The sequence below is a fragment of the Burkholderia sp. SRS-25 genome, from assembly GCF_004343765.1.
Taxonomy (GTDB): Bacteria; Pseudomonadota; Gammaproteobacteria; order Burkholderiales; family Burkholderiaceae; genus Burkholderia; species Burkholderia contaminans.
This window is the reverse complement of the sequence record NZ_PTXM01000037.1, coordinates 40,996-55,471: the sequence shown is the minus strand read 5'-3', so window position 1 is coordinate 55,471 and position 14,476 is coordinate 40,996. Positions and strand designations below refer to the sequence as shown.

Here is a 14,476-nt window from a genome sequence, read left to right as displayed (position 1 = left end):
CCATCGCCCCACCCCCCCTTACCGTCATCCACCTGAACGGCCCGATCAACAGCGGCAAGACGACGATCGGTGTCGCGCTCGCACGCGTGCTGCCCGACGCGCGCTTCATCGACGGCGACGATCACGATGCGCCCGAGGATGCGCCGTTCGACGTGCAGTGGGCGATCGCGCTCGAACGTCTCGTCACGCAGATCACCCACGCACGTGAGCGTCATCTGGTCATCGCCTATCCGATCGGCGAAGCGGAATTCGAGCGGCTGCGCGCCGCCTGCGATGCACGCGGTGCGCGGTTGTGCGTCGTGACGCTCGCGCCGCCCGAAGGGATCGCGTCGTCGAATCGCGGCTCACGTGCGTTGACGGACTGGGAGCGCAACCGGATCGCCGAGATGTATCGCGAAGGCTATGCGTCGCGGCCGTTCAGCCAGATGGTGCTCGATACGTCCAATGCAGCGCCCGACGCTTGTGCGGCGAGGATTGCGCAGCACGTCGCGGCGACGGAGCCTTAAACGGCGCACCTGCCCGCGCCCTTCACACGGGCACGCCGATACCTCGCAGCGGTCAGCAATAAAACCACTTCCCCAGCCTGAATAGGAAAACGTTTACTCCCCTCACACTTCTTGCTAGCATCGTCCTCGATCGGCCTGGCCAGATTCACGGAAAGCCGATTGCAAGCCTTGAAATTTCCGCAATTCCCGGCATCACTGTTCCAACCTTCGAGCCTTACCTGCTTTCTGTATTTTGGAGTGCTTTCTACGGGCAGCCGATCCCATTTCGACGATTGTGCGCCTTAAAAGGAAAACGTTATCCACAACGTGGCGCCCAGCCACGGACCATCAGAGAGAGACACCATGAAGAACAGGATCATCCCGTGCGTCGTCGCCGTTCTGTCCGTTGCGTGCCTGTCCGCGTGCGGCGGCGACGATCCGGCCAGCCCGGCCGCCGCCGCCCGCCAGCAGGCCACCGCGATGGCGCTCAGCCCGTCGAGCCCGCCCGGCTCGAACTTCAACCTCGCGCCGTTCACGCTGCAGTTGCCGACCGGCTCGTCCGGCAAGGTCGACACCGTGAGCGGTTCGTCGCTCGCGGGCGGCTACGTGAACCCGACGTATTTCTATACGGACGCCAACGACGGATCGATGGTGATGATGGACCCGACGCAGGGCTGGACGACGTCCGGCTCGCTGCATCCGCGCACCGAACTGCGCGAGAACGCGATCTGGCCGACCTCCGGCACGAACCGGCTGAATGCGACGGTGGCCGTCACGCAGGTGCCCGATCACACGACGATCGGCCAGATCTTCCAGGGCACCGGCCCGAGCAAGCCGCTGTGCGAGCTGCAGTTCACATCCGGCGGCGTCGTGCAGTTGCTGCTCGAAAGCACCAACCAGGGCGGCAAGTCGACCACCACGCCGATCACCACGGTCGGCGTCGGCAAGCAGTTCAGCTACGCGCTGAGCCTGAGCGGCACGACGATCACCGTCACCGCGAACGGCACGACGAAGACCTTCACGATGGATTCGAGCTTCGACGGCGAAAGCTTCTACTTCAAGGCGGGCGACTACGACCAGACGGCCGTGTCCGGCACACCGCTGACGACGCCCGGCACCGTCGTGAAGTTCTATGCGCTGACGCTCACGCATGGCTGATCGCACGGCACGACGCATGAAGCCGGACGGGCGCGCGTCATGCGCGGCGGTCCGGCGTTTCGATGCAGGGGTCGCGCTTACGAGTGATGCCGCACACCCGGCACGACGGCTTCCTTCGCACCCTTGCGGCTCAACATCAGCGTGACGACCGCCGACACCGCGAGCGTCCCCGCGACCACATACAACCCCGCCGCATACCCGCCCGTCACGTGCTTGAGCCACCCGATCGCGAACGGCCCGACGAATCCGCCGAGATTGCCGATCGAATTGATCATCGCGATGCCCGCCGCCGCGCCGGCGCCGGACAGGAACGCACTCGGCATCGCCCACAACGGCGCCTTCGCGGCGCTGATCCCGATGTTGACGACCACCAGCGCGAGCACGGTCAGCAGCGCCGTGCTCGCCTGCCCCGCGAACACGAAGCCGATGCACGCGAGCACGCACGGAATCACGACGTGCCACGTGCGCTCGCCGGTACGATCCGAGTGCCGCGCCCACACGATCATCGCGACGACGGCGGCGATGCTCGGAATCCCGGTGAGCAAACCCGTCTGCAGCGCGGTGAAGCCGAACTGCTTGACCATCAGCGGCGCCCAGAGGCCGAGCGTGTACAGCCCCGCCGACGTGCCGAAGTAGATCAGCGCGAGCGCCAGCACGCGCGGGTCACGCAGCGCCTGCCACGCGCCGGCCGTATGCCCGGCATGCGTGTGGCGCGCATCGGCTTCGGCTTTCAGCTTCGCGACCAGCCAGTCGCGCTCGTCAGCGCGCAGCCACGCGGCCTTCGACGGCGCATCGGTCAGGCACTTGAGCACGACGAAGCCGAGCACGACCGCCGGCAGCGCTTCGATGATGTACAGCATCTGCCAGTCGGCGAGCCCGAACATCGGCGGCATCTGCATGATCGCGCCCGACAGCGGCGAACCGATCGCGGTCGAGATCGGCGCGGCCGCCATGAACCACGCGGCGGCCACCGCGCGCTGCTTCGCGGGAAACCACAGGCTCAGGTACAGGATGATGCCGGGGAAGAACCCGGCTTCGGCCATGCCGAGCAGGAAACGCAGCACGTAGAAGCTCGTGGGCCCGGACGCGAATGCAGATACAGCCGACACGATCCCCCACGTGATCATCACGCGCGCAATCCAGATGCGCGCGCCGACGCGATGGAGGATCAGGTTGCTCGGTACTTCGAACAGAAAGTAGCCGATGAAGAACAGGCCGCCGCCGAACCCGAATGCGGTCGGCGACAGGCCGATCGCCTTGTTCATCGTCATCGCGGCGAAGCCGACGTTGACGCGATCGAGAAAGCTGACGAAGTAAAGCAGCATCACGAACGGAATGATGCGCCACATCAGTTTCCGCGCGACGCGGGTTTCCAGATCCGCTTGCATGTTGTCTCCTCCTTCGAGGTCGAGCCGTCGAGTCGTGCTCGGTGTATGAATGCTCGCCGGCGGCGCGGCGAAACGCGTGAGCCGGCGCGCCCGGCTCGCGTCGGACGCGCGAGTCTCGGGGCAGGAAAATCCCGGGGGACGATGAACGGGCGACGCGCGGTAACCGGTTGCGCACACGCGCCGCCGCGGGTCGCTGGCTGCTACGTCGCGGCCCGCCTGCACATCGCCGCGCGTGTCATCAGGCTGCGACCGCCGCGTTCGCGACGCGCTCGCACACAGCCGCCGTCACCTGCGCGGTCGTCGCGCTGCCGCCGAGGTCGCGCGTATGCAGTGACGGGGCGGCCGTCACGGCCTCGATCGCCTGCATCACGCGCGCGGCGGCTGCCGTTTCGCCGAGATGTTCGAGCAGCATCACGACCGACCAGAACGTGCCGACCGGATTCGCGAGCCCCTTGCCCATGATGTCGAACGCGGAGCCGTGGATCGGCTCGAACATCGACGGATAGCGGCGCTCGGGGTCGATGTTGCCGGTCGGCGCGATGCCGAGGCTGCCGGCGAGCGCGGCCGCGAGATCGCTGAGGATGTCCGCGTGCAGGTTGGTCGCGACGATCGTGTCGAGCGACGCCGGCCGGTTGACCATGCGCGCGGTCGCCGCATCGACGAGCTCCTTGTCCCACGTCACGTCGGGGAACTCCTGCGCAATCTGCTTCGCGATCTCGTCCCACATCACCATCGCGTGCCGCTGCGCGTTGCTCTTCGTGATCACGGTCAGCAGCTTGCGCGGGCGCGACTGTGCGAGCCGGAACGCGAAGCGCATGATGCGTTCGACGCCGGCGCGCGTGAGGATCGACACGTCGGTCGCGGCCTCGATGGGGTGACCCTGATGCACACGCCCGCCAACGCCCGCGTATTCGCCTTCGGAGTTCTCGCGGACGATCACCCAGTTCAGGTCGTCGGGCCCGCAGCGCTTCAGTGGCGCATCGATGCCGGGCAGGATGCGCGTCGGGCGCACGTTCGCGTACTGGTCGAAGCCCTGGCAGATCTTCAGGCGCAGCCCCCACAGCGTCACGTGATCCGGCACGTCGGGGTCGCCCGCCGAGCCGAACAGGATCGCGTCCTTGCCGCGCAAGGCGTCGAGGCCATCGGCCGGCATCATCGCGCCGTGCTGGCGGTAGTAGTCGGCACCCCAGTCGAAATCCTCGAACTCGAACGCAAAGCGGTCGCTGCCGCGGGCCAGCGCTTCCAGCACTTGCTTGGCCGCAGGCACCACTTCCTTGCCGATCCCGTCGCCGGGAATCGTTGCGATACGGTAGGTCTTCATGCGCACATCCTCGATTGATCGTCAGCGTGGATGCACTTTACCGAACCGAAAGTGCGGGAACCGGTGCTAGACTCAAAGCATCTTTAACTTCAATTCATGAATCCCGTCATGGCGGATACCGTCCAGCCGGCCGATCTCGGCTTCTTCTCGACGCTGGCCGCGTCGGGCAGCCTGAGCGCGGCCGCGCGCGAACTCGGGCTCACCGCGGCGGCCGTCAGCAAGCGGCTCACGCAGATGGAGCGGCGCGCGGGCGTGACGCTCGTGAACCGCACGACACGGCGCATGATGCTGACGCCCGAAGGCGACGTATATCTCGACTACGCGCGCCGGATCCTCGATCAGATGGACGAACTCGGCGAACTGCTCGGCAGCGCGAAGCAGCGCCCGAAGGGGCTGCTGCGCGTGAACGCGACGCTCGGCTTCGGGCGTAACCAGGTCGGCCCCGCGATCTCGCGCTTCGTCGCGCGTTATCCGGAGGTGTCGGTGCAGCTGCAGTTGTCGGTGATGCCGCCGCCGCTCACCGACGACGCGTTCGACGTATGCATCCGCTTCGGCGAGCCGCCCGATACGCGGGTCGTCGCGCGGCGGCTCGCGCCGAACCGCCGGCTGCTGTGCGCGGCGCCCGCCTATCTCGCGCAGCACGGCACTCCGGCGACGCCGCACGACCTGACGCAGCACAACTGCATCGGCATCCGGCAGGGGGACGAAGGTTACGGAATCTGGCGCCTGACGAACGGGCGCGGCACGGCGCGCCATACGGAAGCCGTGCGGATCAACGGCAACCTGACGACGAACGACGGCGAGATCGCCGTGAAATGGGCGCTCGACGGGCACGGGATCCTGATGCGCGCGGAATGGGATCTGCGCGACTATCTCGCCGACGGCCGCCTGGTCGTCGTGCTGCCCGACTACGAGACGCCGAGCGCCGACATCTATGCGGTGTATGCGCAGCGCCATCAGATGTCCACGCGGATTCGGGCGTTCGTCGATTTTCTGGCGGACGAGCTGGGGCGGTTGAAAGGCGCGTAGCGCGCCGGCCGCTGCCTTGCGCAACCGCGCGTGAACGACGGGCTCAGTTCAGCGCGGCCAGTGCAGCGGGCTCGAGATCCTCGGCGGCCTGGGCGGCCCTGGTGTGTACCGTGCGTTGGCCGTCGCGCACGGCCAGCGGATCAACACCGTTTTCCACTGCGAGCGCCACGCGCCCATCCTGCACCGCCCGCCATCCCGACACGCCGGCCACCACCAGCCCCTCATGCTCGTGCGCGGCCTGCGCGAAACGCTCGCCGATCCATTCGACGAACGCGCGCACACCGGGCGACACATGCGGCCGCTTCACATACACGGCCGACACCGCGATCGCGTCGGGCCGCCAGCGCGGCAGCACTTCGCGCAACCGCCCCGCATCGATCAGCGGCTGCGCGGCGACGCGCGGCGGCTGGATCAGCCCGAGGCCGTGCATGCCGCACGCCAGATACGCGGGCTCGTCGTCCACGCTGACGATCCCGTCCATCCGCACCTTGCGCACCGCGCCATCGACGAGGAAATCGAGCTCGGCCGTGCGCTGGCCCGGCACCGACGACAGGCTAACCGCGCGATGCGAGGCCAGGTCGTCGAGCGTGCGCGGCACGCCGTGGCGGTCGAGATACGCAGGGCTCGCGCAGGTCACGCGCTCGAGCATGCCGAGCCGGCGCGCGACGAGCGACGAATCGGGCAGTTCGCCGAGCCGGATACTGCAGTCGATCGCATCGCCGACGCGATCGGCCGCGCGCCCGGATACACCCAGCGTCAGCACCAGATCGGGATGCCGCGCATGAAACGCGCCGAGCGCCGGCAGCACGATCGCGTCCGCGACCGCCGCCGGCAGCTCGACGCGCAGCGGCCCGCTCGGATGCAGCGCCGCGCCGCGGATGCTGGCTTCGAGCTCGTCGACGTCCGCCGTGATGCGCACGCAGCGCCGGTAATACGCATCGCCTTCGGGCGTCGCCCGCAGCGCGCGCGTCGTACGCACCAGCAACGGCATGCCGAGTGCCGTTTCGAGCTCCTGCACGGTCCGCGTCGCGGTGGCGCGCGAAATGCCGAGCGCCTGCGCTGCACGCGTAAAGCTGTTCATTTCGACGATGCGCGTGAAGATGCGCATTGCGCGGATCGGATTGTCCACCGGACACCCCTGCATGTTGGCCGCATGCAGCGGCGCGCGTTCGCGCACCGTGCATGCGTTTCGAGGAACGCCGCGCCGCCGGCGCGGCAGAGTGAATTCAGCCGTTCGCCGCCACGGCGCGCCGCGCCGGTTCGTCGAGCAGCCGCTGCGCCAGCGCAAGCGCGTCGTCGCGCGTGGCAGCCGCATTCAGCGGATAGCCCCACACCTTCTCGAACGCACCCGAGAATGCGTTGAGCGCCACACGCCGCGCCGCGTCGGGCTCGATCGCGATCATCGCGGGGATCCATTCGCGCGACTGCGCGCGGTTGGCCTTGCTCCATTTCGCGAGCTGCTTGCGCAGTTCGTGATCGTCCCCGCCGCGATCGTCGCCGGACGGCGCATCGTCGGTCAGAAGAACGAACGGTTCGCGACGCGCCAGCAACGCGTCGAGCTCGGCGATCAGGCGGGCGGGGTCGGTGTGCGTCGAACCGGTGTAACGCAACCAGACAAACGGGAAGTCAGTCGTGACGATTTGCATGTCGGCCTCCAGATGAGAACGATTCTCATTTTATGGATCGAGGCCTGCGGCGTCATTTATCGTCCCGGCCAACCGCTTGCTCAATCCGGCCAATCGCGCACGCATGGGGCGGCACGGCCTTCATCGTTCAGCGTTGCCGGTCGGTCAGGAATTGCGTCGGCGACTTGCCGGTCGCCTTGCGGAACATCGTCACGAAGCTGCTCGCGCTCTCGTAGCCGAGATCGATCGCGATCTGGTGCACGCGGCGGCCGGTCGTCAGCATCCGCAGCGACAGCGCGACGTGCAGCCGCCGGCGCCAGTCGCCGAGGCTCATCCCGAGTTCCTTCGCCGCGAGCCGCGTCAGGCTGCGCTCGCTGACGCCCACGCGCCGCGCGAGTTCGGGCAGCGACGACTTGTCGGCCGGATCGTCGAGCAGATGGTCGATCAGCTTGCGCAGCCGCCGGTCGGCCGGCATCGGCAAGTACAGATCCTCGACCGGCGCCGCGACCAGTTCGTCGAGGAGCGTCGCGATCAATCGCCCTTGCGGCCCGTCGACGTCGTACAGGTTCGGGAAGCTCGCCGCCTTCAGCAGCAGCTCGCGCAGCAGCGGCGACACCGACAGCGTGCAGCAACGCGCCGGCAGATCGAGCGCGGCGTCGGGTTCGACCAGCACCGCGTAGAACGTCGCGCCGGCGGAGCCGCGCGCCGCGTGCGGGACGTCGCCCGGAATCCACACCATGCATTGCGGCGGCGCGCTCCACACGCCGCCGTCGATCTCGCAGTAGATGACGCCGCTCAGCGTATAGAGCAGTTGCGCCTGCGGATGACTGTGCCGCTCCAGCCGCCATTCGGGCTCGACGACCGAGCCGCCGAACACGACGAGCGGACGCGGCACGTGGAAGACTTCGTCATCCGCTGCGGGATCGGTGGTCGGTGGAAGCTTGCGCATGAAACGGTGGACGATGGAGAAAGCCGGACGCGCTGCCTGCGCGCCCTTTCGTGCTTATACCAGAAAGGCACCGGTGCGGCCCTGCCGCCGGCCGGGTGACCGGGCCGCGTCTGCAGCCGCGCGGCGAAGCGAATACAATGCCCCGATCCCCCGCCGCTGCGCCCACTTTCCGGAGCCGCCATGTTCGACCTGACCACGCTGACCACCTTCACGGCCGTCGTCCTGGGCCTGTTCCTGATTCCCGGCCCCGCCGTGCTGCTCGTGCTGAGCCGCACCGTACAGGGCGGCCGCAGGACCGGCATCCTGACCGGTCTCGGCGTCGCCAGCGGCGATTTCGTGCATACGCTGTTCGCGGCGGTCGGCCTGTCGGCGCTGCTGATGACGTCGGCGCTCGCGTTCAACGTCGTGAAGGTGGTCGGCGCCGCATACCTGATCTACCTCGGCGTGCGCGCGCTGATCGAGAAGCCGTCCGATCCGTCGCTGCCGAGCGTGTCGCCCGTCACGCCGCTCAAGGCGTACCTGCAGGCGATTCCCGCCGAAGTGCTGAACCCGAAGACCGCGCTGTTCTTCCTCGCGTTCATGCCGCAGTTCGTGCATCCGGAACGCGGCTCGACGTTCGTGCAGTTCGCGGTGCTCGGGCTGATCTTCGTCGTGCTCAGCTCGCTTTACACGACGCTGATCGCATGCTCGATCCGCCCGCTCGGCCGCATCGTGAAGCGGCTCACGTGGCTCACGCGCTGGCAGGGGAAGATCATCGGCTCGATCTTCATCGCGCTCGGGCTGCGCGTGGCGGTGCAGCAGCGCTGATGCGCACCGGCAGGTCGCACGGCCCCTGCGAGCGCAGGCAAACCGAACAACGACACGACAACAACCGGTAGCGACGCTCCGATACATGGCCGACTCCCCTCGCGCGCCGCGCAAACGCACTGTCCGGCGCATCGCCTGGCCGCTCGCCATCGTCGCGGTATTCGCGCTGGCGGCAGTCTGGCTGCTGACACCCCGTGATCCTCGGCCGCCCGAAGTGCTGGCGCCGCCCGGCACGTCGCACGTGACCCTCGCGCTCAGCGATCTCTACATGCCGTTCCTCGCGCCGGAAGAAAACGCCGATCTGCGCAACCGGCTGCCCGACAGCGTCGATATCGTCGCGCACTACACGCACACGACCACGTCCTACAGCCTGCTGTCGTGCAGTTACGGCCTCGGCTGCCTCCCCGATCCGCACTGGGACCAGCGTGTCGAAGAGGAGATGCGTCCCGTTCCCGCCCGCGTCACGCCGCGCGGCGGCCCCGGCACGCAACGCACGATCAGCTTCGACCTGCCGCACCGGCTCGACGGCGGCTATTCGATCGTCTCGTTTCACGTGACGCTGTCAGCGGATGCGCTGACACACCAGCCGGGCTACCACGCGCTGCTCGCGCGCGCCCGTCAGCCCGACACCGCGATATCCCGCGGCGGCGAGCCGAACCTCGACTACACGATCCGCTTCGACGACCAGGATGCCGCCCGCGAGCAGCGAGTCATGCAGGACTGCTTGGAGACGGTCCTGCCGAGCGGCGTGCCCTCTGCCGGCATCCCGATTGCCGTCACGATAACGACCGGATCGCCGCACGTATCGCTGGCCGGCAGTGCGCGCTGCCCGCTGTCGGACGCGGCGGCCGACGCCCTTCGCGCGACCGACGTGGTTCCTGGCGTCAGCGTGCCGGCCGCACCGGGGCGGTTGCCGCCCGGCCGGATCGCCGCCGCGCAGGTTGCGCTCGACCTCGATCATCAGGTCGGCGCCACGCTGCTGTCGGGCCCGATCGTGCCGACTGCCGCGATGCCGCGCTGGTATCAGCGCAACGACGAAGGCCTCGGTGCATACCTGATCGAATTCGGCCCGTACCGCCAGCTCGAAATCCGCATGCGCTTCGACAACGCGCATCCGGTCAAGGGCATGATGCCGATCCGCACCGAACGCTGGACGTATTTCGACGACGCACTCGTCGGCTACACGGCCGATATCGCCTACTTCATGGACACGGAAAAAGGCATGGTCGTGTTCCATACGCAATGGGATCAGTATTTCCACGACGGCAAGACCGTGTTCACGCAGACGACGAGCCGGCCCTGCGACGACGCCGTGATCTGCGGTGACGATGTCGCCCGCAATCCCGAAGCGCAGGCCGCCAGCCCCGACGTGCGGGCGGCCGGGCGCGATGCGCTCGCCGAGATTAGGGGCTGGATGGCAAGGCCGTATGACGCGCTGCAAGCCGAAGCGCGCTCATACCTGCAATTCCGCTCGGCGCTGAAGCCCGTCGCCAACCGCTGACGCCGCTCATGTCCGCAGACGCAGACATCCTCTACACCGACCCGCGCCTCGTCGCGATCTACGACCTGTTCAACGCGGGCGACCAGGATTTCGCGTTCTATGCGTCCGTGATCGGCACCGCACGGCAGCGCATCCTCGATCTCGGCTGCGGCACCGGCACGTTCGCACGCCGGCTCGCGGCAGCCGGGCACGACGTCGTCGCGATCGATCCCGCGCCGGCGATGATCGAATACGCCCGACGCCAGCCCGGCGCCGACACCGTGCGCTGGCTCGCGTGCGGGCTCGACAGCCTGCCGCCCGGCGCACCACCGTTCGATGCGGTCGTGATGACCGGGCATGCGTTCCAGTGCCTGCTGACCGACACCGAAATCGACACAACGTTGCGAGGCGTGCGACGCGTGCTCGCCAACGGCAGCCGTTTGCTGTTCGACACCCGCAATCCGCGCATCCAGCCGTGGCGTAAATGGACGCAGGAACATTCGGCACGCAGCGTCGAGTCACGTGAAGCGGGCATCGTCGATCTTCATCATGCGGTGCGCTCGGTGGAGGGTGCGATCGTGACGTTCGACACGCACTACCGCTTCCGTCGCGACGACACGGTGCTGACGAACACGAGCCGGCTGCGTTTCATCGCGCAACCCGACCTGCAGGTACGCATAATCGCAGCCGGATTCTCGTCCGCCGACTGGTACGGCGACTGGCAGCACGCGCCGTTCGACGATGCGACCAGCGCGGAGATCGTCGCGATCTGCCGCGCCTGAGTGCGTGCGCGTGCTGCTACCGCATCAGCCAGCCACAGGCAGCGTGTCCACCGCATACGCATGCCGCAGCGTGCGGCCCAGCACCGGATCTTCCAGCTCGACCTCGAACCGCTCGGCCGGCCGGATGCCGCCGATCGCCGCAAGCGTGCCGCACAGCATCGCGGTGCCGTCGACGAAGCGGCCGTCGTGGCGTGCGAACTGCGCGAGCAGGTCGTCCGGCGCACGCATCGCGGTCACCTTTCCTTCCTGATACAGCACGCGCTCGCCGTCGATCGTCGCGTATGCGCGCAGCACGAGCTGATCCCAGTGCCCGGCCACGTCATCGAACTTCCACAGCGTGTTCGCGCACGGTTTGCCGCACACCTGCTTCGACACCGTGATCCCGTAGATTTCGACTTCACGATCGGTGTGGTCGGACGCGATGCCGACGAAAGTCTCGCCGCCGTCTCGCACCAGCACGAATTCCGCTTCGCCGCTGCTCTGCCCTCCCGATACCTGGATCACAGGCGACGGATCGAGGCGATCGGCCGCGACGCGGTAGAACACCGGCGTCGTCGCCGGGCGCTTGACGCCGAGTTCCTCCAGCTCGCGGATGTGCTTCTCCATGGCGACCGTGTCGCGGCCGGTCCAGCCCGCGATCACGAGCGTGTCGATTGTGATCACGCGCTCGGTGCGGCCGTCGCGACCGTCGATCGCGAACGTGATGGTTTTCATCGAATGCTCCTCGTGGCGGGCAGCGCACGTGCTGCGCGCTGCCGCCCGCCGTGTGTCGTTGATCGGCCGTGCTTACGCCGGGTCGTAGTAGTGGATCTCCAGCAGCACGCAGCCGCCGTTCGACTTGAACGGGCCGTGCCACGCGCCGGGCGGACGCACCGCGTACGTGTAGCCCTTGAACGGCGACCCGCCGTTGCCGTGCTCGTCGTTGCCGACGGTCAGGTCGCCCTCGACGAGAAACACTTCTTCCCAGTAGTCGTGCACGAACGGCTTCTTCGTATGCAGCCCGGCAGGCAGGCGCAGCAGGCGCGTGCGGCTGCCGCGCTTGCGCTCGGTGTCGAGCGCGCCGGACAGGATCAGCTCCTGCGCGCCGGACGCCGGGTCATAACCTTCGGGCAGCCGCCAGTCGCGATGTATGTCCAGCGTATGGAATTCGTCGTGAAGCTTGTTGATGGCCATCTGTCTCTCCTGTGGCGATAGCGGGTGAGTCGGACGCACGACGACGCCTCAGGCGGCGCGCGGCGTCGACAGTTCCTGGTTCAACGAATAGCTGCCGAGCATCGAATCGACGAGATGCGACGCGCGCTGCCAGTCGTACGTGCGATACGCGTGCCCCTTCGTGACGAACGACGCGCCGGCATAGAACAGCTCGTACTGGTTGTGGCGCGACGCGAATTCGGAGCCGACCGCATCCCACGCGAGCTTGAAGAACTTCACGCGTTCCTCGGACGAGCACACGGGCGACTTCTGCGTCTTCTCGATGATGCGCAGCAGGTCGGGATTCTCGAAGTCGCGCACGCTGGAAGGCAGCATGATCATTCCGCCGCCGGCGAGCTCGCGCAGCATGTTGAGCACCTTCGAATAGAGTTGCTGCGTGACGACCTGCGAGCCGTACAGCATGTTGCGGTCGGGCACGTAGAAGCCGTTGACGACGGTTCCCTTCGCCTCCATTCCGTAGACCCACGCCTCGACCATCGACGCTTCGGCCGCGAGCTGGCCCAGCGTTTCGCGCACCTGCGGGAACGCATTCGTGCCGTTGACCTCGGAGATCTTCAGCCCGAGCCCGACGAGAAAGCGCAGCTTCGTCATCAGCCGCACCTGGCACTGGTAGTTCTGGTACACGTGCGCGGGCGTCGCGTGGAACTGCTTCGCGCACATCGCCGTGTTGCCGGCGACGAAGATCCGTTCCCACGGCACCTTCACGTCGTCGAAATACAGCACCGCGTCGTTCTCGTCGAAGCGGCTAGACAGCGGGTTGTCGAACACCGACGTCGCGTTCTCCTCGTACGACTTGCGCGACAGGATCTTCATGCCCTTCGCGTTCATCGGCACCGCGAACGACAGCGCGTACATCTCGTCGCCTTCGCGCAGCGGCTGGATGCAGCTGCAGAACACCTCGTTCGCCATGATCCCGCTCGTCGCGAGCATCTTCGCGCCGCGCACCGTGATGCCTGCGGCATCCTGATCGACGATGCCGACCGCGAGGTACTTGTCTTCCTGCTCGTGTGCGGATTTCGACTGGTTCGCCTGCGGATTCACGATCACGTAGGTCAGGAACAGGTCGTTGTCGCGTGCATAGCGGTAGTAGTCGCGCAGCGCGCCCGCGCGCGCCGGATCGTATTGCTCGAACACGTCGGCGCCCATGAACATGCCGGAAAGACAGGATGCGACGTGGTCGGGCGAACGGCCCATGAAGCCGTAATGCAGCTCCGACCACGCTTCCAGCGCGGCACGGCGTTCGACGAGTTCGTCATAAGAGGTCGGCAGTTGCCAGATCCGGCTGACGCGATTGCCCGAGTCGGGCGAGACGAATGTCATCTTCTCGACGTTCTCGTCGCGTGCCTGGTAGTCGTACAGGCTCGCGTAGCTGCGGATCGAATTGCGGAATGCCGGGTGAGCGGTCACGTCGCCGGCCGGCTGGCCGTTCAGGTAGACCTGCCGCCCGTCGCGCAGCGACGCGATGTGCTGAGTCCCGTTCTTGATCATGATGTGCTCCAGGGTGGAATGAAACGTGGGTTGCATTCAGGCAGACGGCGCGTGCATGCCGTCGAGCGTGCGGTAGCAGCCGCCGAAGAAGATCAGCGGGCGCCCTTCCGAGCGCGCGCAATGCCGCGTCACGCGGCCGACGAAGATCACGTGATCGCCGCCGTCGTACTGCGCATAGGGTTCGCATTCGAATGTCGCAAGCGCGTCGGGCAGCAGCACGGCGCCATCGTCATCGGCTGCGCCTGCACGCCAACTCCACTTGTCGCCGTTCGCTTTCGCGAAGCAGTTCGACAGGTGTTGCTGCGTCTCGTCGAGCACGTTGACCGCATAGCCGTTCGCGCCGGCCAGGTCGCCGAGGCTCAGGCTTCGACGGTCGACCGAGAACAGGATCAGCGGCGGGTCCAGCGATACCGAATTGAACGACGCGACCGTGATGCCAATTGGCATCCCCTCCTTGCGCGGGGCGGTAATCACCGCAACGCCCGTCGCGAACATCGACAGCGCCGTGCGAAAGCGCCGCTGCTCGTCGACGCCCGCGCCGGATCCGGCATGGTTCTCGCTCATCTCGTCCTCCTTGGATTACATCGCCGGATTCCGCAGCGGAATCCGGCCCAACAAAGCACCGTTATTTAGCTTTGTTATTTAGCTTTTATTAAATGTAAACACAAAGGCCGGTTCAAGCTGTCGTAAACCCTGACCTTGAAAGCTTTGTTTGAAAGACAACCCTACTGGCGGGATGGATGTTGCGCGGC

At 67.0% G+C, this 14,476-nt stretch carries 15 protein-coding genes; 6 read left to right on the top strand and 9 right to left on the bottom strand.

Going from position 1 to position 14,476, the window contains the following annotated elements:
• Positions 1-2: 2 nt before the first annotated feature.
• Together C5O79_RS35865 and C5O79_RS35860 are read left to right on the top strand one after the other, a co-directional pair.
• A complete protein-coding gene (locus tag C5O79_RS35865; RefSeq protein WP_046549569.1) occupies positions 3-506 on the top strand; it encodes a shikimate kinase in 504 nt (167 codons plus the stop codon).
• Positions 507-848: 342 nt separating this feature from the next.
• Entirely contained in the window at positions 849-1,643 is a 795-nt protein-coding gene (locus C5O79_RS35860; RefSeq protein ID WP_046549387.1) for a polysaccharide lyase family 7 protein, read from the top strand.
• A 77-nt stretch (positions 1,644-1,720) separates the two neighbouring features.
• Here C5O79_RS35860 and C5O79_RS35855 read toward each other — a convergent pair whose 3' ends face one another.
• Positions 1,721-3,031: an MFS transporter gene (locus C5O79_RS35855; protein ID WP_122475086.1), complete on the bottom strand. Its 1,311-nt coding sequence runs from the start codon at positions 3,029-3,031 to the stop codon at positions 1,721-1,723.
• A gap of 238 nt (positions 3,032-3,269) precedes the next feature.
• Positions 3,270-4,352: a tartrate dehydrogenase gene (locus C5O79_RS35850; RefSeq protein WP_122475084.1), complete on the bottom strand. Its 1,083-nt coding sequence runs from the start codon at positions 4,350-4,352 to the stop codon at positions 3,270-3,272.
• Between the two features lie 108 nt (positions 4,353-4,460).
• Here C5O79_RS35850 and C5O79_RS35845 point away from each other — a divergent pair, with 108 nt between their 5' ends.
• Positions 4,461-5,381 (top strand): LysR substrate-binding domain-containing protein, encoded by a 921-nt coding sequence (locus C5O79_RS35845; protein WP_122475082.1) that lies wholly within the window; start codon positions 4,461-4,463, stop codon positions 5,379-5,381.
• A 43-nt stretch (positions 5,382-5,424) separates the two neighbouring features.
• Here C5O79_RS35845 and C5O79_RS35840 read toward each other — a convergent pair whose 3' ends face one another.
• From C5O79_RS35840 to C5O79_RS35830, 3 genes are all read right to left on the bottom strand, one after another.
• Positions 5,425-6,510, bottom strand: a complete 1,086-nt coding sequence (locus tag C5O79_RS35840) for a LysR family transcriptional regulator (protein ID WP_236862371.1) — start codon at positions 6,508-6,510, stop codon at positions 5,425-5,427.
• 97 nt (positions 6,511-6,607) lie between these two features.
• Complete coding sequence (locus tag C5O79_RS35835; RefSeq protein WP_046549383.1) at positions 6,608-7,027, bottom strand: ATP--cob(I)alamin adenosyltransferase; 420 nt, start codon at positions 7,025-7,027, stop codon at positions 6,608-6,610.
• 127 nt (positions 7,028-7,154) lie between these two features.
• The gene (locus C5O79_RS35830; RefSeq protein ID WP_122475080.1) at positions 7,155-7,955 is read right to left on the bottom strand and encodes a helix-turn-helix transcriptional regulator; all 801 of its coding nucleotides are present in this window, start codon (positions 7,953-7,955) and stop codon (positions 7,155-7,157) included.
• 180 nt (positions 7,956-8,135) lie between these two features.
• Between C5O79_RS35830 and C5O79_RS35825 the strand changes: the two genes are divergently transcribed.
• From C5O79_RS35825 to C5O79_RS35815, 3 genes are all read left to right on the top strand, one after another.
• The gene (locus C5O79_RS35825; RefSeq protein WP_047851713.1) at positions 8,136-8,762 is read left to right on the top strand and encodes a LysE family translocator; all 627 of its coding nucleotides are present in this window, start codon (positions 8,136-8,138) and stop codon (positions 8,760-8,762) included.
• Positions 8,763-8,847: 85 nt separating this feature from the next.
• Complete coding sequence (locus C5O79_RS35820) at positions 8,848-10,263, top strand: hypothetical protein (RefSeq protein ID WP_122475078.1); 1,416 nt, start codon at positions 8,848-8,850, stop codon at positions 10,261-10,263.
• Between the two features lie 8 nt (positions 10,264-10,271).
• Positions 10,272-11,024, top strand: a complete 753-nt coding sequence (locus C5O79_RS35815; RefSeq protein ID WP_122475076.1) for a class I SAM-dependent methyltransferase — start codon at positions 10,272-10,274, stop codon at positions 11,022-11,024.
• Positions 11,025-11,048: 24 nt separating this feature from the next.
• Here the strand turns inward: C5O79_RS35815 and C5O79_RS35810 are convergent, their stop codons facing one another.
• The 4 genes from C5O79_RS35810 to C5O79_RS35795 all read right to left on the bottom strand — a co-directional run bounded on the left by C5O79_RS35810 (position 11,049) and on the right by C5O79_RS35795 (position 14,288).
• Positions 11,049-11,738, bottom strand: coding sequence for a DUF2848 domain-containing protein (locus tag C5O79_RS35810; protein WP_047851716.1), 690 nt, complete (start codon positions 11,736-11,738; stop codon positions 11,049-11,051).
• 72 nt (positions 11,739-11,810) lie between these two features.
• The gene (locus C5O79_RS35805; RefSeq protein ID WP_122475074.1) at positions 11,811-12,197 is read right to left on the bottom strand and encodes a cupin; all 387 of its coding nucleotides are present in this window, start codon (positions 12,195-12,197) and stop codon (positions 11,811-11,813) included.
• A 48-nt stretch (positions 12,198-12,245) separates the two neighbouring features.
• Entirely contained in the window at positions 12,246-13,724 is a 1,479-nt protein-coding gene (locus C5O79_RS35800) for a 4-hydroxyphenylacetate 3-hydroxylase N-terminal domain-containing protein (RefSeq protein WP_122475071.1), read from the bottom strand.
• 36 nt (positions 13,725-13,760) lie between these two features.
• Entirely contained in the window at positions 13,761-14,288 is a 528-nt protein-coding gene (locus C5O79_RS35795) for a flavin reductase family protein (protein WP_122475069.1), read from the bottom strand.
• Positions 14,289-14,476 lie beyond the last annotated feature (188 nt).

What these genes read in the sequence shown, in the direction of transcription:
- C5O79_RS35795 (WP_122475069.1), bottom strand. Translation starts at nt 14,288, where the DNA reads ATGAGCGAGAACCATGCCGGATCCGGCGCGGGCGTCGACGAGCAGCGG.
- C5O79_RS35850 (WP_122475084.1), bottom strand. Translation starts at nt 4,352, where the DNA reads ATGAAGACCTACCGTATCGCAACGATTCCCGGCGACGGGATCGGCAAG.
- C5O79_RS35860 (WP_046549387.1), top strand. Translation starts at nt 849, where the DNA reads ATGAAGAACAGGATCATCCCGTGCGTCGTCGCCGTTCTGTCCGTTGCG.
- C5O79_RS35830 (WP_122475080.1), bottom strand. Translation starts at nt 7,955, where the DNA reads ATGCGCAAGCTTCCACCGACCACCGATCCCGCAGCGGATGACGAAGTC.
- C5O79_RS35805 (WP_122475074.1), bottom strand. Translation starts at nt 12,197, where the DNA reads ATGGCCATCAACAAGCTTCACGACGAATTCCATACGCTGGACATACAT.
- C5O79_RS35855 (WP_122475086.1), bottom strand. Translation starts at nt 3,031, where the DNA reads ATGCAAGCGGATCTGGAAACCCGCGTCGCGCGGAAACTGATGTGGCGC.
- C5O79_RS35820 (WP_122475078.1), top strand. Translation starts at nt 8,848, where the DNA reads ATGGCCGACTCCCCTCGCGCGCCGCGCAAACGCACTGTCCGGCGCATC.
- C5O79_RS35825 (WP_047851713.1), top strand. Translation starts at nt 8,136, where the DNA reads ATGTTCGACCTGACCACGCTGACCACCTTCACGGCCGTCGTCCTGGGC.
- C5O79_RS35835 (WP_046549383.1), bottom strand. Translation starts at nt 7,027, where the DNA reads ATGCAAATCGTCACGACTGACTTCCCGTTTGTCTGGTTGCGTTACACC.
- C5O79_RS35800 (WP_122475071.1), bottom strand. Translation starts at nt 13,724, where the DNA reads ATGATCAAGAACGGGACTCAGCACATCGCGTCGCTGCGCGACGGGCGG.
- C5O79_RS35845 (WP_122475082.1), top strand. Translation starts at nt 4,461, where the DNA reads ATGGCGGATACCGTCCAGCCGGCCGATCTCGGCTTCTTCTCGACGCTG.
- C5O79_RS35810 (WP_047851716.1), bottom strand. Translation starts at nt 11,738, where the DNA reads ATGAAAACCATCACGTTCGCGATCGACGGTCGCGACGGCCGCACCGAG.
- C5O79_RS35815 (WP_122475076.1), top strand. Translation starts at nt 10,272, where the DNA reads ATGTCCGCAGACGCAGACATCCTCTACACCGACCCGCGCCTCGTCGCG.